The organism is Bacillus sp. BB51/4, from assembly GCF_008368845.1.
Taxonomy (GTDB): Bacteria; Bacillota; Bacilli; order Bacillales; family Bacillaceae_G; genus Bacillus_A; species Bacillus_A wiedmannii.
The window spans coordinates 191,668-213,495 of sequence record NZ_QOSC01000012.1 but is presented as its reverse complement, the minus strand read 5'-3'; the positions used below and the strand labels follow the sequence as shown (position 1 = coordinate 213,495).

Annotated in this window: 15 protein-coding genes and 2 pseudogenes; 5 read left to right on the top strand and 12 right to left on the bottom strand. The window is 33.2% G+C overall.

Features of this window, described 5'->3' with window-relative positions; genetic code table 11:
* Positions 1-122: 122 nt before the first annotated feature.
* Positions 123-981: pseudogene (locus DN392_RS31370) on the top strand (exosporium leader peptide-containing protein).
* A gap of 331 nt (positions 982-1,312) precedes the next feature.
* Here the strand turns inward: DN392_RS31370 and DN392_RS30825 are convergent.
* The 6 genes and pseudogenes from DN392_RS30825 to DN392_RS15785 all read right to left on the bottom strand — a co-directional run.
* Positions 1,313-1,632: pseudogene (locus tag DN392_RS30825) on the bottom strand (hypothetical protein); the annotation flags it as partial.
* 14 nt (positions 1,633-1,646) lie between these two features.
* On the bottom strand, positions 1,647-2,246 hold the full coding sequence (locus DN392_RS15805; RefSeq protein ID WP_071742456.1) for an undecaprenyl-diphosphatase: 600 nt from the start codon (positions 2,244-2,246) through the stop codon (positions 1,647-1,649).
* Between the two features lie 422 nt (positions 2,247-2,668).
* A complete protein-coding gene (gene pulA, locus DN392_RS15800; RefSeq protein ID WP_064449429.1) occupies positions 2,669-5,239 on the bottom strand; it encodes a type I pullulanase in 2,571 nt (856 codons plus the stop codon).
* A 487-nt stretch (positions 5,240-5,726) separates the two neighbouring features.
* Positions 5,727-7,430 (bottom strand): M4 family metallopeptidase, encoded by a 1,704-nt coding sequence (locus DN392_RS15795; RefSeq protein WP_000791431.1) that lies wholly within the window; start codon positions 7,428-7,430, stop codon positions 5,727-5,729.
* Positions 7,431-8,167: 737 nt separating this feature from the next.
* A complete protein-coding gene (locus DN392_RS15790; RefSeq protein WP_088321414.1) occupies positions 8,168-10,114 on the bottom strand; it encodes a bifunctional metallophosphatase/5'-nucleotidase in 1,947 nt (648 codons plus the stop codon).
* Between the two features lie 586 nt (positions 10,115-10,700).
* The gene (locus tag DN392_RS15785; protein WP_001020420.1) at positions 10,701-11,216 is read right to left on the bottom strand and encodes a DinB family protein; all 516 of its coding nucleotides are present in this window, start codon (positions 11,214-11,216) and stop codon (positions 10,701-10,703) included.
* A 535-nt stretch (positions 11,217-11,751) separates the two neighbouring features.
* Here DN392_RS15785 and secY point away from each other — a divergent pair.
* Positions 11,752-13,056: a preprotein translocase subunit SecY gene (gene secY, locus DN392_RS15780; RefSeq protein WP_000490148.1), complete on the top strand. Its 1,305-nt coding sequence runs from the start codon at positions 11,752-11,754 to the stop codon at positions 13,054-13,056.
* Positions 13,057-13,073: 17 nt separating this feature from the next.
* On the opposite strand, the gene DN392_RS15775 is transcribed toward secY, so the two are convergent.
* Both DN392_RS15775 and DN392_RS15770 read right to left on the bottom strand, forming a co-directional pair.
* Positions 13,074-14,111: a DnaA N-terminal domain-containing protein gene (locus tag DN392_RS15775; protein WP_048566285.1), complete on the bottom strand. Its 1,038-nt coding sequence runs from the start codon at positions 14,109-14,111 to the stop codon at positions 13,074-13,076.
* Between the two features lie 134 nt (positions 14,112-14,245).
* On the bottom strand, positions 14,246-15,163 hold the full coding sequence (locus DN392_RS15770; RefSeq protein WP_048566284.1) for a DMT family transporter: 918 nt from the start codon (positions 15,161-15,163) through the stop codon (positions 14,246-14,248).
* 146 nt (positions 15,164-15,309) lie between these two features.
* Here DN392_RS15770 and pdxR point away from each other — a divergent pair, with 146 nt between their 5' ends.
* Complete coding sequence (gene pdxR, locus DN392_RS15765; RefSeq protein ID WP_000706788.1) at positions 15,310-16,743, top strand: MocR-like pyridoxine biosynthesis transcription factor PdxR; 1,434 nt, start codon at positions 15,310-15,312, stop codon at positions 16,741-16,743.
* A 92-nt stretch (positions 16,744-16,835) separates the two neighbouring features.
* On the opposite strand, the gene DN392_RS15760 is transcribed toward pdxR, so the two are convergent.
* Entirely contained in the window at positions 16,836-17,762 is a 927-nt protein-coding gene (locus DN392_RS15760) for an NADP-dependent oxidoreductase (RefSeq protein ID WP_088321415.1), read from the bottom strand.
* A gap of 195 nt (positions 17,763-17,957) precedes the next feature.
* On the opposite strand from DN392_RS15760, the gene mle reads away from it, so the two are divergent.
* Positions 17,958-18,812, top strand: a complete 855-nt coding sequence (mle, locus tag DN392_RS15755) for a BCA family alpha/beta fold macrolide esterase (RefSeq protein WP_088321416.1) — start codon at positions 17,958-17,960, stop codon at positions 18,810-18,812.
* A gap of 118 nt (positions 18,813-18,930) precedes the next feature.
* On the opposite strand, the gene DN392_RS15750 is transcribed toward mle, so the two are convergent.
* Together DN392_RS15750 and DN392_RS15745 are read right to left on the bottom strand one after the other, a co-directional pair.
* Complete coding sequence (locus DN392_RS15750) at positions 18,931-19,266, bottom strand: hypothetical protein (RefSeq protein WP_001257748.1); 336 nt, start codon at positions 19,264-19,266, stop codon at positions 18,931-18,933.
* An 11-nt stretch (positions 19,267-19,277) separates the two neighbouring features.
* Positions 19,278-20,447 carry a ParM/StbA family protein gene (locus DN392_RS15745; RefSeq protein ID WP_000025617.1) on the bottom strand — a complete coding sequence of 390 codons (1,170 nt, stop codon included), beginning with the start codon at positions 20,445-20,447 and terminating at the stop codon, positions 19,278-19,280.
* Positions 20,448-20,657: 210 nt separating this feature from the next.
* Here DN392_RS15745 and DN392_RS15740 point away from each other — a divergent pair, with 210 nt between their 5' ends.
* Positions 20,658-21,059: a DUF2178 domain-containing protein gene (locus DN392_RS15740; RefSeq protein ID WP_064057153.1), complete on the top strand. Its 402-nt coding sequence runs from the start codon at positions 20,658-20,660 to the stop codon at positions 21,057-21,059.
* Positions 21,060-21,198: 139 nt separating this feature from the next.
* Here the strand turns inward: DN392_RS15740 and DN392_RS15735 are convergent, their stop codons facing one another.
* Entirely contained in the window at positions 21,199-21,783 is a 585-nt protein-coding gene (locus DN392_RS15735; RefSeq protein ID WP_048566282.1) for an SMI1/KNR4 family protein, read from the bottom strand.
* Positions 21,784-21,828 lie beyond the last annotated feature (45 nt).

Sequence of the window (21,828 nt, the reverse complement as noted above, 5' to 3'; positions counted from 1 at the left end):
CATTTGATCATCACAAAACACACAATAGTAAAGATATAGCATATTATATGGTGATAAATAAATTTTATGAAGGCTAATTGTATATATTCTTATAATAAAGTATATCTGTAGGAGGTAGTTACATGTTTGATAAAAACAAAATACTTCAAGCTAATGCATTTAATTCAAATTTAATTGGTCCTACACTTCCACCAATTCCACCATTTACTCTACCAACAGGAGCAACAGGAGCAACAGGTTCAACAGGTCCAACAGGTTCAACAGGTCCAACAGGTTCAACAGGTCCAACAGGTCCAACAGGTCCAACAGGTCCAACAGGTCCAACAGGACCAACAGGTCCAACAGGTTCAACAGGACAGAACCAACAGGTCCAACAGGTCCAACAGGTCCAACAGGTCCAACAGGTCCAACAGGTTCAACAGGTCCAACAGGTCCAACAGGTCTCCAACAGGTCCAACAGGAGTAACAGGTTCAACAGGTCCAACAGGAGCAACTGAAGGTTGCTTTTGTGACTGCTGTGTTTTACCTATGCAGAATGTTTTACAACAACTTATTGGGGAAACAGTGCTTCTTGGCACTATTGCAGATGCACCAAACGCTCCACCACTTTTCTTTTTATTTACTATTACTTCTGTAAATGATTTTTTAGTTACAGTTACAGATGGTTTCACATCCTTTGTAGTCAATATTTCTGATGTAACAGGGGTAGGTTTTTTACCGCCGGGGCCATCTATAACATTACTTCCACCTGTAGACTTAGGATGTGAATGTGATTGTCGCGAACGACCAATTAGGGAATTACTAGATACGCTTATTGGTTCTACAGTGAATCTTTTAGCAAGTACTGGTTCTACTGCAGTAGATTTTAACGTGGAACAAACAGGTCTTGGTATAGTTCTAGGTACTTTACCTATAAATCCAACTACAATCGTTAGGTTTGCTATTTCAACCTGCAAAATTACAGCTGTAAACATTCTCTAAAATTTAGAGATGCATAATAAAAAATAGTATCAAATGCCCATCAACCCAACATTTTGAAGTACCTCCAAACAAAAAATGTACATTTTCACCTGAGGATGCCAATTTTTTCGTTTTGGGGTATTTGCTTTTCTTAGGTTGATAGCGATGGGGTAGTACCAACAAAACGCGAATTTCGTACACTAAGATTTTTCAATATAAAGATTGTTGATGACTTGTAAGTGTCAGTAATTAAATAAAAAGAGCATGTATTAAAAAGATGATAATAACATGCTCTAAACTTATCTATTAATTTTAATTTCTTAAGGATGTCTACAAGTAATATTGAAACATCTCATGTGTTAAAAAGTGCTCCCTGCAGTGCTTTTATGTATCGATCTGCTGACTTCTGAACAGCAAGGTTAGCATGCTCTGACACGACTCGATGAAAAACATTATAATCTCTCTTACTTTACTAGCAAGAAGTGGAATCAGGTTTGGATAACTGTACATGAAAACTAACCTAATGACAGTCGGCAACCAATTAAATGATATCACTCTTGTTTACAAAATACTTTTAATATGATTTCCACCTTTCCAGTGTAAAACTGTTCCTCCTTTAAACTGACCTCCAAGACGATTTAAAGTAATGTCATTTGTTAATACAAAAGACTCACATACTTGTATACTCAAAATCGCTTTGATTTGTTCTTAGATGGTAAAACATGTTTCTCTACTCTTTCATATTGAGTAAGTAATTGCCTAATAAAAGATAATTTTGGTACTAACCAATACGAAAATACCGCTGAAATACATCCTATTAAAGCCCCTACTGCAACATCAAAAGGATAATGAACCCCTACCCAAATACGAGAAATCGCTACACAAAATGCAAGTATAAGCCATAACCATCCAGTTTTTTTACGAACAAGCCAAAACGAAAAACAAATCGAAAAGAAGAGAATTGTATGGTCACTAGGAAATGAATTATCTACAGTATGGTCGATAAGTTTATTAACATCAGGCAATGCTGCAAACGGTTGATAATTCAGATGAAATTTCCCTGCTATTTTTCCGATCACCTCAGCAATCACAAAAGCAATCATCGCTTGAATAACCATCACCCTACTTTTTCTAGCCCCAGTAAACCAATAAGCTAAAATAATTAAAGCTAAAATATATACCATATATTCTGCCAAAAATACCATGGTTGAGTTTAGGAATGAATATTGTTTACCTAAATCATTAATTGCTCGAAAAATATCAATATTGAATTGAGAAAAAGACATTTCAAATCCCTCCTTTTTAGTAAAGTGTTTTACTGATTGCCATATACTTTTATTACATGAATAGTTTTGGTTATTGTACTCATCTAAAAATATCAACTTTTTATGACATCGCTTTCTTCTTTTTTACTTTAATAAAAAAAGAAAAAGGAAAACATCGAACTTTCTTACAAATATTCGTGCATTCTTACAGTTTTGTCATTTTCTCGTCATTTTGTAAATAGGTTCATCGTCTTGCCTTTCGCTATTTCAAAAACTCTTATATCTACAATGATGGAAACCTTTATTACACATAAAAAAGAGAAGAACCTTGGTGAGTTCTTCTCTTTTTGTTTATTAAATTGTAATATAATTACAGTATGTGAAATTATACTATTTTAACTTTAAAAGCTAAGTGAAAACAACCTTCACTCTGCTTGTGGCATTTATTTGATCGGTTTCTCTGTTTTTAAAACAAATGAACTTAATGCAGGAACTTTAATTTTATTGTCATGTACAACGTAAAGTGTTTTACTACCTGCCTGTTTACCGTCTACTAGTACTTTCCAAGGACCTTTCGATGGAAGCGTTATGTCAACAGCTTCTCTATTCGCATTGTGAGCCACCATAAAGTTTTCGTTTTTATTCCCATTGCCCTTTCCGTCTATTGAATAAGTCACAACATTTTTGGGAGCATCAATAAAAGATACCTGTTTTTTAATTTGTTCTGCAGATGTCATTCGAAAAGCTGAGTACTTTTTGCGTAATTCTATTAAGCCCTTCATATAATCTACTTCATTATTAAATGCTGCACGGCGCAACCAGTCTATCTGGTTAATTGAATCAGGAGATTTGTAACTATTATGATCACCATATTTCGTGCGCATAAACTCTTGTCCTGCATGTAAAAATGGAATGCCTTGTGATGTTAATAAAATTGAAGAAGACAATTTGTGCATTTGTTTTCGTACTTCTTCACTGTCACCTGGATTAGACAACTCAAGTTTATCCCATAAAGTATGATTATCATGTGCTTCCACATAAGTTAGTACCTGCTCCGGATCTTGATAAGTAGACGAATTTGTATCGTAGTCAATTCCTGCCGTAATACCTTTTTTAATACGGTCTTCCATGTTTTCCCTTCCATTTACAAACCCATTTTCTTTCTCCTCAAATACACTACCTTTCAATCCATCACGTATATTATCATTAAAATGGGCAATCCCTTTCATTTTTTCTGCATTCTTTTGATTTGCTTTCAACTCTGCTGCAAGAGGTGTATTTAAATCCCAACCTTCTCCATGCAGTATAATAGAGGGGTCAATTTGATTAACAGCTTTACGTATTTCATTCATCGTTTCATAATCATGAATACCCATTAAATCAAAACGGAATCCGTCTAAATTGTATTCTTTTGCCCAGTATGCTACAGAATCGATCATAAATTTCCTCATCATTTTTCGTTCTGAAGCAGTATCATTTCCTACTCCGGTGCCATTTGCAAATGTTCCGTCTTCATTGTAACGATAATAATAACCTGGAACTAACTTATGAAAATTAGATTCAGCAGCATTATACATATGGTTATAGACTACATCCATAACAACACGAAGATTATTATCATGCAGTGTTTGAATCATTTGCTTTAATTCAGTTATTCGAACAGTTGGCTCATATGGATTTGTAGAATAGGATCCCTCTGGAACGTTGAAATTTTTCGGGTCATATCCCCAGTTATATTGTGGTTCGTTTAATTCCTCTTCATTTACTGAAGCATAATCAAATATCGGTAAAAGCTGAACGTGTGTAACACCAAGATCTTTCATATGATCAATTCCTGTTTTCACACCTCCAGGCCCTCTTGTTCCTTTTTCTGTTACACCTAAATATTTCCCTTTATGTTTAATGCCACTTTCGGGCTGGATAGAAAGATCACGTACATGCAATTCATAAATAATAGCATCTTCCGGATTTTTAAATTTCGGCTTTTTGTTAGCGTTCCATTTTTTCGGATTTGTTTCTTCTAAATCAACAACCGCACCTTTATCTCCATTTACAGAAGCAGCACGTGCATACGGATCAACTGCTTCAGTCCACTTATCACCAATTTTCACCTTATACGTATAAAAGAGACCTTTTTGGTTCCCTTTAAGTTCTGCTTTCCAAGTGCCCTTTTCACCTTGTTGCATGTTTATTTCAGTACCTATTTTATCGTTCCATTTTTTATATGTAACTAACTTCACTTCACTCGCAGTAGGAGCCCATACACGGAACTTTGTATGTTGTGGTGTATATATATTACCTAAATCGTTACTGCCATAATAAAATGAATGATCAAACTCCTCACTACGAATGACTTTACCGATTTCAGTATTCGTATAAGCTAAGTTTTCAATTTTAACTTTGTATGTCTGTTTTAAATCAATTTTCTGCTCTGTAATTATTTTAACTTTATTAGTAATATTTCCACTGTTTATATCATAAGGACTAATATTCTTAATTTTAATGCCCTCAATTTCAATTTTCCGTTCCTTAATATGAAACGGGATATTAGTGGTTACAGTAATTTCATTGAAACTATCAATAGTTGCTTTTTGAATTGATAGATCCGAAGAAGGCTTAGAGTTATATACTTTTTCATCACCAGAAAGAATCCATACTTCAGCACGACCGTCCTTTATATTTTCAATCCAACGATCGCCACCATCTTTTTCCCACTCATTTGTACGAATGATAAATCCTACGCGATTATAGTTACCATCTATATTAATCTTAGCGTACTTTCCAAATTCATCTTCACCAGTAAATTCATATGATTTACCATTTGCATTTTCACCCCATATCCAAAGGTTCCAGTCTTTTGTATTTCCAGATTGCTCTTTGTAATGAATGATAACTTCAGTTGTTTTCGAATTTGAAACTGCCTTTACACTTTGAAAAGAGAAAACAGATGATAACATAACGATTATAGTAAGTAATAAAACTGATTTGCTAATTAATCTTTTTATCATTTGCACCACATACACCCTTTCTTTAAATAGTACGCACGATTTATTATGCTCGTACTAAATTCCACTGCTTAAATCAATCTAAAAATCTAGTTTACCTCACCCCCATATTGGCTATTTTCACATATGTATTTCAATGATCTTTTTAATACGAAAACGTTTGCATTAATGTTTAAAAAAATAGATTTGTTTATGTCTTCATATATTTATAAATACTAAAAGATCAGGGAAATCATTTTAAAGCAACCGTTTGTTATCGCTTTCATTCTATAGTACTTTCTATAAAGAGGTCAATATATTATTAATTTTCTGTTTTTATACACTTTAAACCTTATATATTTGTAGCAACTTATTGAAGAGAGACAGCCTATTTATTGCTTAGTAAGTTTATTTTCACTAATGCATAGTTACGTAAAAAAAACAGCTAATATCCTTAAAAGGGCATCAACTGCTTTTCATAATGTATTAATATATGAATGATAACTATATTTCTAACTTACTTAATTTTTGCTGCATCAAATGCCTTTTGTACTGCTTGAACTTCAGCTGCATTCGCACCATATTTATTAGTTGCCACTCGAATACATGCTGATCTCAATTCTTTGAAATTAGAAGTCATGTTTAACTCATCTGTATTTGCATAATAGAAGATATCAAACATTTTATCTTCACCAATCCCTTTGACAGTTACACCGTTATGAGTTCCGCCTTTTGCAATGAGATACGCAACTTTATTAATAATACTTGAATTAAAATGAACGCCACCTTGATCCCATCCATTAAAATCGTTAAATTCACTGTAATCATCTGGATATGGTACTCCAAGTGAAGATGGAACAGAAGCCGGGTTTTCCATATCACGGAAAACAGAACCAGTTTGTTCTCCCATCGTCCAGTTAAAGCTACCATTATTTACGTATTTCTCAATAGATGTCCCCATAATATCAGATAGCGCTTCATTAATTGCACCTGATTCACCGTAATATTCAAGATTAGATTCGCTAGAAGTAACAGCATGTGTAAATTCATGTCCAGCTACGTCATATGCTTTGACGATAGGATCTCCATATACAAGCATACTTCCATTATTAGCACTTAATGCATTCTGCCAATTTTTCGGATCATTCGTATCTCCAGAATCCCAAGCATGTACAACTGAAACTACCTTTTGTCCCTTATTATCAAAGCTATTACGCTTGTATTTATCTTTATAAAAATCAAATACTTTTGTTGCTAAGTAATGAGCACTTACTGCTTTTGGATCGTTAAATGTTGTCGAAGTACTAGTTGCTAATGTACCAGGATAATAGCTTTCTTCTTTAGTAATATCTCTATAATTCACATCATATGTTTCAATTCCTTGCCCTCTTGTATAATCAGCAAGAGCATATTTGCCATTACTTTGTTTAGAGATACCAAATGTACGTGATATACCTAAATCATCTTTTCCTGTTCCAGTTAATGATGTAAGATTGCTTTTTTTACTTTTCTTTAATGCTCCAACTAGTTTTTCACTTGCTTTTAAGTTAGATTCTTGTACCATATTTTTTAACATATCACCATTTTGTGCATTTACTAAATATGTTCCGGAAACATAGTTTGGTGTTGCAGCTTCAAATGTAACCTGGTATGCATTACTTGCTTGTCCATTATTTTCATCAACAAAAATAACTTCCTTAACTTCTGGCTCAGAAATAAAATTGATATCGTTCCCGTACTTCGTATAAATATATTGTTTCGCCTCATCTTTTGATAGATTGATAGGTTTTTTCAATTCTTCTTGTTTTAAATTTTGCGCGCTATCACCTGAAACACTTTTAATAACACCGTTATTATCTACGTGTGCAGTTAATTGATGACCATATACTTCTTTTCCTTCGTATGTTTGCTGTATACGTACAAGTGTAGTCCCATCATATGAACCACGTTTTTGAAGAACTTTATAATCTACTCCTGTTTCTCCATTGACTTGCTTTGGAGAAAGAGCTTGTTCTGTTTTCTCCTTAAGAGCATCTTTTACTACATTCTCTGGTGCCTTTTGTGACGGTTGTGTAAGTTCACCCGAACGGAACGATTCCTCTTGAATTTGAATTTGTAGTTGGTCTGTTTCCTCTGCATGACCTACCCCGTATGGTGCTACAGCTGTTAAAGCTAAGCCTGTTGTTAATGCTACCTTAGTTAATGTCTTTTTGTTTTTCATTTTGTTCACCTCGTATAATTTTTGAAATAGAAAGCTTGTACAAAGTATACTTCCTGTTTCTGTCGAAAAAAAGAGAAAATACACAATTTATGTAACATTATGCAAAATTACATATATGTGGTCGATGGTATAAAGAAAGAACGACACATATATGTATATTAATTTCAATAAAAAAGAGCCCTTTTAGGTGCTCCTCCAATTGGTTAGTTGTTAATTATCTATATTCATTCTAATCAAAGTACCCTTACATCTAAATAACAACATAAAAACCCACTCTTTACTATTTTAAGAGTAGGTTTAATGCTATTAAAATAACAATTATTATAGAACATCTTATAATCTATATTACTTATTTAAACTTATATTTCGGAAATGAAGTTGATTTAGAATAAAGATGGACCAAATGAATACTAATGACCTTGATAAACAAGAAAAAGAAATTTCATGTTTTGTTTTAAGATGTATATAGTAGACAAATACTTTAATGAGGCAGCGCATCTACAATTTAGTTTTTTAATATAATGTTGTAAGGTATGTTCTTTTAAGGATATTATAAATATGCATAGTAAGAAATAAAACCATAATTATTTAAATAAAAAATCCCCCGGATTTGTTTAATGATCCAGGGGTTTTTTTATTGTTGAGTCTTTATATTTCCATACCGATCACAAACTTTTTTAGGATAATGGTATGTCCAAGTTTAATAGTTTTTTGCACGAGAGCCATCTATTTTATATTTATTTAATTATCCTACTAAGTTTTTTGTAAAATTCACCTTTTCTTTTTACATGATTAAACTGATTTGGATTAATATTAGCTTTGTGTGAGAGTGCTACAATCTCTTCTTTTGTAATTGAATCTTTAGTATTTATAGATGCTATATTTGTATATTTTCCATCTTCAGTTTTTGGAATTTCTAAAATCCCTTTATTTACAAGATCCACTACAGCCCTATGCTCTGAAGAATGTGTATTCACGCCAGTAATTTTCCAATTATGCATAACTTTTGGTGTGTATACACCATTCTTTACCTCTTTTAAATATGTAATAGCAAGGTTACGAATGGTTCCACCAGTTTCTCCGAATGCATTCTCTTGTTTAGATGACCAAATTTGTTCAAATTTCCGTCCCTCTAAAGCTCCACCTTTTGCCTGAAGAGCCTCCATTCTATACGCATTCATTCCCAGCTTCATAACATCGTTCGTTTTGATTGGTTTATTTGTACGAATAGAACGTAAATTTGTAATTCTACTTCCATATGGTTTTGTTAAGTCAATTTCGTATTTTACGCCTCCAAAGAAATCATTCGTACTGTATTTAGAAGCACGACGGGTTTTATCAAAGCTAACTGTTACATCTCCGGCACGAGATGAGTTAAAATACCCTGCCGCCCATTCCATATATTCTTTTAAGTCTTTCCCAGTTACCTTATATACCGTAATTTCACCCAAAGCATATTGATAATTATATGCAATATCTTTTTTCTTAATAGGACCTACATCCAAACGGGCATAGTCATTATCAATTTGATGGGCTACTACATCTGCTTTGCTGTAGTAGAGCATAACTTCATGAAAGAAATCTGATAAAGGTGTCTCTTGAATCTGCACACTTGGAATACCCTTTATTTCATTTTCAGGAACAAGGTTTCTACCCTTTAATTGAGCGACTACAACATTTGCATCTCCCCTCGCATACTCGTGAAAAGGTGTCAGTGTGTCTTCAAGTGTAGGATCAGATACTACTGTTGTTCCATCAGTATTTTTTACAGGTATAGCTGTAGCAGTTTTATCTTTTAAAACCAGCTTTCCATCTTGCTTTGTAAAAGTAAGGTCAATACGCGAGATATGTGTTCCATATTTATCTGGTTCTGTAATAATAACGCCATTTACAACTTCTTTTTTAACAAGTTTATGCATATGAGCTGCAAAAATAGCACTTAGTTCCGGACAAGCATTCGCAATATCTTGAACACCAGTACCAGGGATTCCATTCTCATTTTCTAGTCCCATATGCATAACCCCTACCATTACATCTACTTTACCCTCTAATTCTTTAATTGCCTTTTTTGTCTCTTCTACTGGATTTTTCACTACCAATCCATCCAAATGATCTGTCCCTTTTTCGAAATCACTAATCATTGGTGTATTCATACCAATAATTCCGACTTTAATTCCACCTTTTTCAACAATTGTATATGCAGGAAGAAAACGCTCTCCATTTTCCTTATAAATATTTCCTGCTAACGTCTTGCCTTTATATTGCTCACTAACTTTTTTCAATGTATCTAATCCAAAGTTAAATTCATGATTTCCAAATGCCCAAGCATCATATCCCATTGTATTCATCGCTACCATCATTGGCGATTGTGGCTGATCATTGAATAACTCTACCGAGTTTCCTTGAATTGTATCCCCAGCATCTACTAATATAGTATTGGGATTTTCCTGACGCACCTTCTTTATAACCGTATAAAGCTGCGTTAAACTTCCACTCGTATTTGCTCCATCAAGTGCATAATCCCAAGGCATAAATCTACCATGAATATCTGCCGTACCTAACAATGTAATATTAACATCAGATTCCTCAGCCTTAGAAATAGCTGGTTTGGCTGTTACTGCTGTTACAAGAAGCATAAGAATAATAAAATAGCATACATAGTTCTTCCATTTCATTTTTTGCATAATAACAATATTTCTCCCCTTTTTGTACTGCTATAAAGTTGCTTGAACTTTAAAAATGTAACTTATTATTCGGAAAAATTCAACTGCAAAAGATAATTTTGGAGGTGGTTCTGTTGTGAAAATATAGAGAATAAAATGCATATACCCCCTAGCAGAATAGTATTTACTTCTTCCTCCAACGTGTGAAGAGCGCTAAACCAATGGTAGATGTATATGTACTTTCAAAATTATGGACATATAACTCATTTCCGAAAATCATTATAACTTAAAGATATAGTGTGTAATGCTGATTACATTTTCGGATTTCATTGCTAATTTATTTCCTTCTAAATGAAAATGCTGAGATCACTTCCAAAAATAATAACCCCGCCTTCATTTAAGACGAGGTTACACTTATACAGTAATTCGGATTCAGTTTTTTTCGAATGTTCGTTTCCTTTTCAAGAGTAAGATCTGCTAGTTTCTTATTTTCTTCTGCTCATTGGTTGCTTTCAACTAAATTCATCATAATTTTAATCAGGATTTGTATTTTATCACTCGAACCCTTGATGCTATCCTAAATCGCTCAATAAATAGATAATAATTTTTACTTTTCAACTTCACAAAGCAACTGTATCTCTTTGATTTGTTCTATATGACGCTGTTCATGCAAATAGATTAACTCTATCCACTGATCAAGAAGTAATTCTCCAAGAGCTGGATGGATCACTGATTTTTTTGCTAATTTAGATTCATCTTCTATTGTACTCAGAAAACGCATCAATTCTTTTCTAGAGTCGTTTAACAAATCAACCATTTGCAGCACTTCAAATGGTTCTATACTTGGTTCAATCATTTCTGGTGCTATAAATTTTATCGATCTATCTAATACAATAGTGTGAATTTCTTTACGCTCATTTTGGAAACTATCCATCTTTTTTAATCCTGACGAAATAACCGTTATAACTCTCTCATCTAATAAAACTAAGTGATGACAAACTTGTGCTATACTCCATTTATCCTTATCTGGTTTTTTATTAAATTGAGCATCACTTAACAAAGTAATTTCCTCAAATAATTGATTTCTCGTTTCATAAAACTTGTCATTTACAAATATATTCATGTGAATTCTCCTTTCATTAGAACCTATATACTTAGATTCCTGCGTTAGAAATATTCTCTATAGAAAAAAGATTTTCCTTCACTACTATTTCAATCAAATCTTTTCTTGCTTTAATAGTTTCGCTAATTCACGACTAAATATATGAGTTTTCTCAACATCCTTGAAGATTTCCTTGAGGTTATCATGTGCTACAGCTACACCCTAATACTTTCCACCGAATCCTTTCAATACAACTACATAAAACGTTCCTAATTATCAATCTAGCATTAAATAAATGTAAAAAATGCCCCTATTCATTCATTTTTCATGCGTATGTATGTACATTTGTTAATTTATTCGATATATTATGTGTATTGAATGATTACGAAAAGCTTATAGGTCGCTAAAAAACACCTTATATTTTTATATCCATGAAAACTACAAAATGTATAAAATTCCATTTGTCAAATGAATTTAATGCGGAAGGAGGTTTGTGGTTACTTCATCGGGATATAATCATCAGTTTTGAACTGATAAAAATATAGGAGGCGACAAAATGTTTCGTACGATTTCAAATTTCATGAGAGTAGCTGAGATAAGAAGGAAAATCCTTTTTACATTGGCGATGTTAATCGTTTTTCGAATTGGCACGTTTATTCCAGTTCCTCATACTAACGCAGAGGTATTAAAGGTACAAGATCAAGCCAACGTTTTAGGTATGCTAAACGTATTTGGTGGAGGAGCATTGCAACACTTCTCGATCTTCGCTGTAGGTATTACACCATATATTACAGCTTCCATCATAGTACAATTACTACAAATGGACGTTATACCTAAATTTTCGGAATGGGCAAAGCAAGGTGAAATGGGCCGTAAGAAGTCAGCTCAATTTACTCGATACTTTACAATCATTCTCGCATTCATACAATCCATTGGGATGTCTTATGGTTTTAATAATATAGCAGGTGGGCAATTAATAACAGATCAAAGCTGGACTACATACTTATTTATTGCGACAGTTTTAACTGCAGGTACTGCATTTTTACTTTGGTTAGGCGAACAAATTACCGCTAACGGAGTAGGTAATGGTATTTCGATGATTATCTTCGCAGGACTTGTTGCAGCGATTCCAAATGTTGCGAACCAAATTTATTTACAACAATTTCAAAATGCAGGCGATCAATTATTCATGCACATCATAAAGATGGTTTTAATTGGTCTCGTAATTTTAGCGATAGTTGTTGGCGTTATTTACATTCAACAAGCCGTGCGTAAAATACCAATTCAATATGCAAAAGCTGTTTCAGGAAACAATCAATATCAAGGAGCAAAAAACACTCATTTACCTCTTAAAGTAAATAGTGCTGGTGTAATTCCAGTAATCTTTGCTTCCGCATTTTTAATGACGCCGCGTACAATTGCGCAGCTCTTCCCTGATTCAAGCGTATCAAAATGGTTAGTTGCAAATCTTGATTTTGCACATCCAATTGGAATGACACTTTATGTCGGTCTTATCGTTGCTTTCACATACTTCTATGCATTCATTCAAGTAAATCCTGAACAAATGGCTGAGAATTTGAAAAAGCAAAATGGATATGTACCTGGTATTCGTCCTGGTAAATCAACAGAACAATATGTAACTAAAATTTTATACCGTTTAACATTTATCGGTGCAATTTTCTTAGGCGCAATTTCAATTTTACCGCTCGTATTCACGAAAATTGCTACATTACCACCTTCTGCACAAATCGGTGGTACAAGCTTACTTATCATCGTCGGTGTAGCACTTGAAACAATGAAGACTTTAGAAAGTCAGCTTGTGAAACGTCATTATAAAGGATTTATAAATAAAGCGAATTAAGTAAAAAACACAGTTGGTTATTTTTCCAACTGTGTTTTTAATTCTACTACCTCTAATTTTCCCACTAATGTATCTATTACATTTTCCAACTTCACTATTTTTTCTTCTAAAGCTTGAATGCGTTTATCGCTATCTTCTACTTTATTATATTTTAAATCATCATTGGACGATTTGAACTGCTCCCATAATTCGAAAATAGTATTTTCAGTAGATGATTTTGATTTTTCACCATTATCGGTTGCAATAGTATTTGATTTTAATTCAAATTGAAGCTCATATGTATTTCCAGTTAACTCTTTTGCTATATGCGAAATTAAATCTTTATAAGACTTTTCAACCCACTCTTGTTGAAATTCGTTTTTAAAATAAATAGTCAATGAATTTTCATGTATACTGGCTGTCGTTTCTTTGATCCATGTTTCATATGAAGGTCTTGAAATTGTTACTTGTATTTTATCTTTTATTTGATTCCAAATTATTTTTGATTCCTCTTGTCCGGAAGTGAGTTGCTTATTTTGCATATGATGAGTTTGTGATATTGAAGCGGCGTTTGATCCTATTTCAAACCAAATTTGATATTCTTCATTAGTAATTTTCTGTACGGTATTTGAAATTATATTTTTATACTCACCTTCAAGCAAATCACGATGAAAAGCATCTTTACAAAAGATTATTAACTTATTCTCATCTATAATAGCATTTGTATTTCTAATCCATGTCATAAATGTTTTCTCAGCTACTTTTGGCCTTAATGCTTTCTTTACTTCATCCCAGCTATTAAGCCTTTCTTTTTGAACATCTTTCAATTTATTTGGTTCGCCATTACATAAATCAAACTGAATTTCAAACGTCGTATTAAACATTTCTCTTAATGTATGAAATACTAATTCTTTGTAATGAGATTCTAACCAGTCACGTGCAAATTCATTCGGACAATAAATCGTTAATATATCATCCTCTAATAAAACAGTAGTATTAGAAAACCAAGTTTCATATGATGGTTTTGAAATTTGCGGTCGAATTTTTTCCTTTACTTCAGTCCAATTCATTTTCATAATAACTCCCCTCTTTTTACAGTTCTCTTTCATATAGCTTAATAATATTACGCCTTTCCAATAAATAAAGTCAATCCGTATCGTTAATAAAATTCAAGCAGCCCTATATATAACAGGGCTGCTTCTTTATACAACTACATTTCCTTCTCAAATAATTTCCCTTGTTTGAAATAGCTCCGGAGTGTGGAGCGATTAACTAAAAATACACCAACCAAAATAAAACAAGCACCTATTCCCATTGTAGGGTTTAAAGGTTCTCCTAATATGATATATCCTACAATAATAGCAATTAACGGTGATACATATAACCACGTTGACGGGAATACAGGATTTGTTTTTGATAAGAGCCAATAATATAATCCGTGCCCACCAATTGATCCGATAAAGATAAGATATAAAATAGGCCACTGTACACTCCATGAAGCTAATACAGATACATTCGGTTGTTCTACTATGACGGATGCGATTAGTAATAAAACCCCTCCGTAAAACATTTGAATACCATTAATGAGAAATGGTGATACACTTTGTAAATCCGAAAGTATTTCTTTTGAGCGAATAGAGCCTATTCCGTAAAATAACTCTCCTATTATTAAAACAAAACAAGCGATACTCCATATGAAGCTGATTTCTTGGTGCATTCCCGGTAAAGAAACAAAAACAACACCTATTAGTGCAATAATTAATGCTACGAGTTGCTCTTTTTGTAATTTCGCCTTATTTCTCTTTGCTTGTAATAATAAAATCATCATCGGCCCCGTAGCAGAAAGTACAGCAGCTAACCCTGAAGAAATATATTGTTCCGCCCAGTACAATGTAGCAAATGTCATAAACGTTAAGCAAAAACCAGCATATATAATACGTTTTGAAAATACATGTGGCATAATTTCCTTTCGCTTTAACTTAAATATAATCATCAGAATGACGCCTGCTAAAAAGAAACGAATGCCTGCTGAAAATAACGGGGGCGCTCCTGCCTCAATCCCAATTTTTATCGTTAAAAATGTTGTTCCGAAAATAATACATACTAAAATATAATTGAAAATAACCATTTTTCTTCCTCCTTTTTACTCTTACCATGAGTATAGAAGGTATGGTGTATAACAGTGTATCTATGTATATAACAGTTACTTAAAATTGTAGTTGATTCTCTTTATATTTTTCGCTTTAATGAAATAAAAACGAAAAAGGTGAAACCATGAAGATTGTCCTTCGTAAAGAATCCAACATACCGTATTATCAGCAAATATATATGCAAATTGTTGAAAGAGTACAAAGTGGCATGCTATCACACGGTGACGCACTTCCATCTTTACGCTCTATGGCCGAAGATTTGCAGATTAGCCTATTAACTGTTCGTAAAGCATATAAGCAGTTAGAAAAGAAAGAATATATTCGCATTGAGCAAGGGAAAGGTGCTTATATACATAAACATGGAAAGAAAGGTTTCAAACCAATTCCGTATAACTGGCAACAAATGAAAACGATTAATGTTATGCGATCTCAATATGCAATGAATCAGCACCGAAAATATTACGATTTTTCACAAGCGATTTTGTATCCTCGTTTATTGCCAAATCCATTCTTAGCTGATGAAATGCATAAAATACTGAATAAAGACCAGATGATCCTAGCAACGTATGGGCCAGTTCAAGGCGATTATGAACTACGTGTTGAAATAGCAAATTATTTACATGAACACCAACAATTAGTGACAGACCCATCTCAATTATTAATTACAAGCGGAGCACAACAAGGAATTGATTTAATTGCTCAAACATTATTAAAACCTGGTGATATTGTATTAGTGGAAAGTCCTTGTTACAGTGCTGCGCTTGATATTTTCATCAATAAAGGTGCTAAAATTATACCAGTTTCTCTTGATAATCATGGAGTTCGCTCCGACTTAATCGATGATATTTGTCAAAGTAAAAATCCCGTATTATTGTATACGAATCCAACTTTCCAGAACCCGACAGGTACAGTAATGAGCAATGAACGGCGAATGGAACTTATAGAACTAGCAGAGCTATATGAGTTTTTTATAATTGAAGATGATTCTTTCGGAGAAATATATTTTGAGGGTGCTACTATTTCCTCTCCTATCAAAAATTTTGATAGGAATGGTCATGTAATATATATAAAAGGATTTAGTAAAACGTTAGCACCAGGATTGCGTATCGCATCTCTTATTGCCGATGGGCCTATTTTTGAATGGTTATATGCTGTAAAAGGTTCAATGGATATCGGTAGTCCTTTATTAACGCAAAAAGCACTCCTTCCTTTTTTACGTGCAGAACGTATGAAAAATCATTTAGAAAAATTACGTACGGCTTTACAAATTAGACGTGATATAACGATTGATATGTTATCACCACTTAAAGAATTACGATTTGAAATACCAAATGGTGGCTTTAATTTATGGATTACACTTCCTGATTCGATAGATCCCTTTACCTTATTACAAAAAGCAAATGAAGTAGATGTCTCTTTTTTACCAGGAACAGCTTGTCTATTAAATAATGATACAAATAATAACCAATTAAGGCTTAGCTATTCTATGTTAAATGAAAAAGATATGTTGATTGGTTTAGAGAAATTACATGATACAGTACGAAACTATAAGCTATAGAAGCATATGCACAATATCTTCAAGCTAAAAAGTAAATACCACAAATATTTTTGGTTTGTGGTATTTACTTCTTGAAGGATACTTAATCATTTTTATTCCACTTTCATTACAATCTTACCTCTAACGTGTTGACCTTCACTCAAAATATGAGCTTCTCTAACCCCTGCTTCATTAAACGGCACAACTTTACTTATGATTGGTTTTATTTTTCCATGTACAATTAAATTTGATAATTCTTCTAGTTGCTTTCCATTTGGTTTTAGCCATAAAAAACCTGATTTTATCCCTTTTACTTTTTGAATTGGCTCATGAACAATCGAAACGAAAACACCACCAGGTTTTATAATTTGAAAACTTTTTTCTTGTACTTCGCCACCTATTGTATCTAACACAATATCAAAATCAAATAGTAGTTCTTCAAATTTATCTTTTTTATAATCAATAACAAGATCCGCTCCTAAAGACTTTAAAAACTCTTCATTCTTACTACTTGCAGTTGTGGCAACAAAAGCTCCAAATGATTTTGCGATTTGGATTGCTAAACTTCCAACTCCGCCAGCTCCAGCATGAATGAGTACTCGGTCATGTTTTTTTATTTTTGCGTAATCTACAAGACTTTGCCACGATGTAAGTCCTGCAAGAGGAATAGAAGCTGCCTCTTCGAAACTTAGATTAGTAGGCATATAAGATACTAAATCCGATTTTACTGTAATGAATTCAGCATAAGAGCCCTTCCCTATATTTTCAGGTTTCGTAAATACTTTATCTCCTACTTTGAAGCACTCTACCTCTTCCCCAACTTCTTCAATAACCCCAGCTACATCCAACCCTAAAATAATTGGAAATGAAAATCGTAACTGTTGTTGTAAGTCTCCTTTTCTTATTTTCCAATCAACAGGATTAATAGATGTTGCGAGAATGCGTATTAATACCTCGTTATCTTTAACAACCGGTTTTAAAACTTGTCTTTCTGTTAATTCTTCAACACTACCATATTGATCTATAACAATTGCTTTCATTTCCATTCCTCCTTGCTATTTATTTTAATAACATACAAATATTTCTCAAAATTTTTTGCCTTGAATTATCATAAACTTATTTTTGGGGGTAATTACGTAAGAAGCGTTATGAATTCCATAAAAAAACGTACACTCACCTTAGAATCACTCAAAACTGTATTTTCAATTACATTCAAAAGAAATGGGGAGAACTCTATGACTGAAAAGATATTTAAAATAAACGGGATTGATATATGTACAGAAAACTTTGGGAACCCTAAAGACCCAGCTATTTTATTAATTATGGGTGCTACGTGTTCAATGGTTTATTGGGATGAAGAGTTTTGTGAACAGTTAGCTAACACGGGGAAATTTGTTATTCGTTTTGATAACCGTGATGTGGGATGCTCTGTTACATATGAGCCTGGAACTTCCAATTATACAGTTACAGATATGGCTGAAGATGCAATTGGGGTACTCGATGCTTATCATATTGATAAAGCACATCTATTCGGTATGTCATTAGGTGGAATGATCGCTCAAATTGCTGCTGTAAAACATCCCGACAGAATTTTAACGTTAACATTACTGGCTACAAGTGTGATAGGCTCTGACGATAACACGCGCGATTTACCTCCGATGGACGAAAGAATTTTAACACATCACGCAAATGGCACGCATTTAGATTGGACAAATAAAAATGTTGTAGCAAAATATTTAGTTTCCGGATCTCGCCTATTATGTGGATCCAAACGAACATTTGATGAAAAAAGAGTCTATAATCAAGTAAAACAAGAAATAGAACGCGCAAACAATCTATTAAGTATGTTTAATCACGCTTTACTTCAAGGTGATGATGCTTATGAAGGTGTGCTTCACTCCATACAAGCACCTACATTAGTTATTCACGGAACAGACGATACTGCACTCCCTTTTGAACATGGTCTCGCACTTATTGATGAAATTCCTAACTCAGTCCTACTAACCCTTGAAGGCGCAGGACATGAAAATCATCCTGATGACTGGGAAGACATCATTCATGAAGTTATTGAACATACATCTAAAATATAGATAAATAACGAATAGAAGGGACACACCATAATTTGTGCCCCTTCTATTCGTTACATGTAAAAAAGCCCATCACTGTATCCGTATGTATAGTGATGGGCAATACTTATTTTTTCTATGTTTAAAAAAACGGACAATCTAATTGATCAACAGATTCCCATGATTTTTTTTTTATATTTTCGGTGGATTTATTAGCTTCTAGTGGCACGTTTTTAAAGGGATTTACTTCGACCTTTAATAAAGATGATGGCTCCACGTATAATGAGAAAACATGGCTACTTGGTATAGCTTTTGACACATCAATATCTCCTACTTGTTTAAAGAGTTGCTGCGCTGCAAAGAAAAAGAAATTGGTTGGGTTTGATTGTTTATTCAGCCATGCAATCATTTCAGGTGATACTGATTTATGAATATTGATTTTTACTCGATCACCACGTTTATATCGCCTAGATCGCATACTTCCACCAACTAACTTATCGTTAAGTTTGTAAATCCTAACTCTTTTTGCTTATGCTCTCTATATTTTGGCGAACAAGTGTAGACTAATAATCCACGTGCATTTGTAAATAATGGATTATCTACAAAGATTACATTTGTTAGTCGTCCTTTTTGTTTTAAAATCATTTTTAAACTGTTTTTAATAATTACTGCGCCCCCGCCATAAATAAATACGTATGGATCGTCCTTCATGTCATCAATTTTGTTTATAATATCTGTTGCGACACGCGCTGCTAAACCTAATAATGCTGGTTGTGATTCTTCAACTAGTAACGCATTTCTTGGGTGCTTTTCATTTAAATAAATTTGGTTAAACTCTGTAATACTATCAATCGTCTTTGTTGGATACTTCCGATTCCATCTTGTAATAATTTGTAGTAACGTTTCTTTCACACCGTATGATAAGCCCTTACTTAGTTGTGGTCTAAAGTTCACACCTAGTGAAACTACTTCTTCTGTCGTCCCTGCACCAATATCAAAAGACAATAAAGTTTTATCAACAAAATCAATTTCTGAAACTTGATTTTGTTCACATTCTATTTTATGTTTCACAACATTTCCTTCTTCATCATATACAATGCCCCACGTACCAGAAGCGCCCTCAGGTAGGCATTTACAATATTCGATTGAAATATTAATTGTCACATCACGTCCGTTTGGATAATGGAACACAACCTTATGATTCCCCATATAACGTTTCGCATTTTCCGCAGCTATTTCTTGTGTAATAAGTTGCATAGGAAGAGCAACAGATAAATCATAACGAATATTAATATGACTTGAAGTTGGACTTTGACGCATAGCACTTACTGCTAAACCAGATAGAATTGTAATAACCATTAACTCATCAGTTGACTTATTTGATTTCTTCTCAACCTCAGTGCCTTTTAATTGATCTTGAATGACTTTTTCCCCAACGATATACCGCACGTTATTTAACATTAGTGATGGAGAACTAATGGTCACGTCAATGTGATTTTCTAATTCGGATAATGAAACATCACTCTCATCTAACAATCCTGTAGGCTCTCCTATATATAAAGAATATATACTCGGAATAAAAATAGGGTCTTGCCCTTTCACCATTAACTTCAAACCGTTATTTCCTGCATCAGCACCAGCTTTTAATAGAATAGACATAACTACCCCCTAAATTAATCTGACATCCCTTCCAAATATATGCGAGCCCATTCTTTTACATTCAAATGTAATGTAATTTTTTATTAATCATAAAAACAAAATATCATGTTCTTGCACCATTTATGTAAAAAGTATTTGACATAAAACTTTTCCGATTTTATACTATGGATGTAAAGAGTTTTTTACAACTATGGAGGTGTTATTTCTAATATGAATCGCAAAAATTTCATTTTACTAACAATCGTTTTATCGTTACTTGGAGTACTTATACATGGAGTCTATAAATACATCTCTGAAGGTGCGATTTTAGGTGGAACAATCTTCGCAAGTGCAATAATAATTAGCTACCTCATCAATCATATTACGTGGGGAGATCCAAACGGAGTATCAGAAGAAAGCAAAGATGAAATGGGACAGCAAATACAATATAAAAGTTTTAAAATTGCTTATTTTGTACTTATATGCCTTATGTTTTTTATTTTAATATTATCAGAAGGATTTGCATTCCTATTACTCGATGAAATAAAGAATCTTCCTCTTTTTATCGCCCTTTGTTCTTCGTTCTTTATTTATCCTATCGTCGAACTTATAGTCGCAAAACAATATAAATAAAAAGATGAGATTTTGTAAAGTGATAATAATGTTATTTAATTCTGATTAAAAAATATAAGAGCCTTACTACCAATCATATTGTAGTAAGGCTCTTTAAAGTTGTTTAATTTCTAACCTTTTAAATGAGTTTGTAGACAAATTATTGAGATTCTTCTTCTAGAAAATTAAAATCACCATCAATAAGATTCTGTAAATACTTATCAAAGCTGTTTGCAATCACTTCATATTCATCAGGGTCGTGCAAAAAACGGATTATTTGACCACATACACCTTCATCAGAAGGGTTAAAATCAATATAGAGTCTTGATGTTCCACCATTGTTCATACAGTCTGAAAAATGAATATAAGTGCCAGGGAGAAGTCCTTGTGGATTTATCTTAGAATCAACAGCATCCTCGTCATCTTGGTATTCTAAAAGATAGGATACGTCTTCTTCTTCTTTTGAACTTTCGAGCATCTGCTGTGTAGAAAGCAAATAATATGGATACTCTTCAACATCTGAGCCTAAAATACATACCGCAACTTTGTTTTCTCCATATTTCCGCCAATATGTACCATCGATATTTTCAAGTAAAGAGATTAATGATTCTGGACAATTCGGATATTTCAACCTTAATATATCAATATCCTCTTTTGTAGCACCGCACGATTTATTTAGTGCTTCGAGATCATCTGTTGATAATGCTGCTCTCAAGCCGTTTAAAAATTTGTTTACCAAATCCATTATTTTATCCTCCCAATAATCAAATATAAATTTTTTAGTCTATAT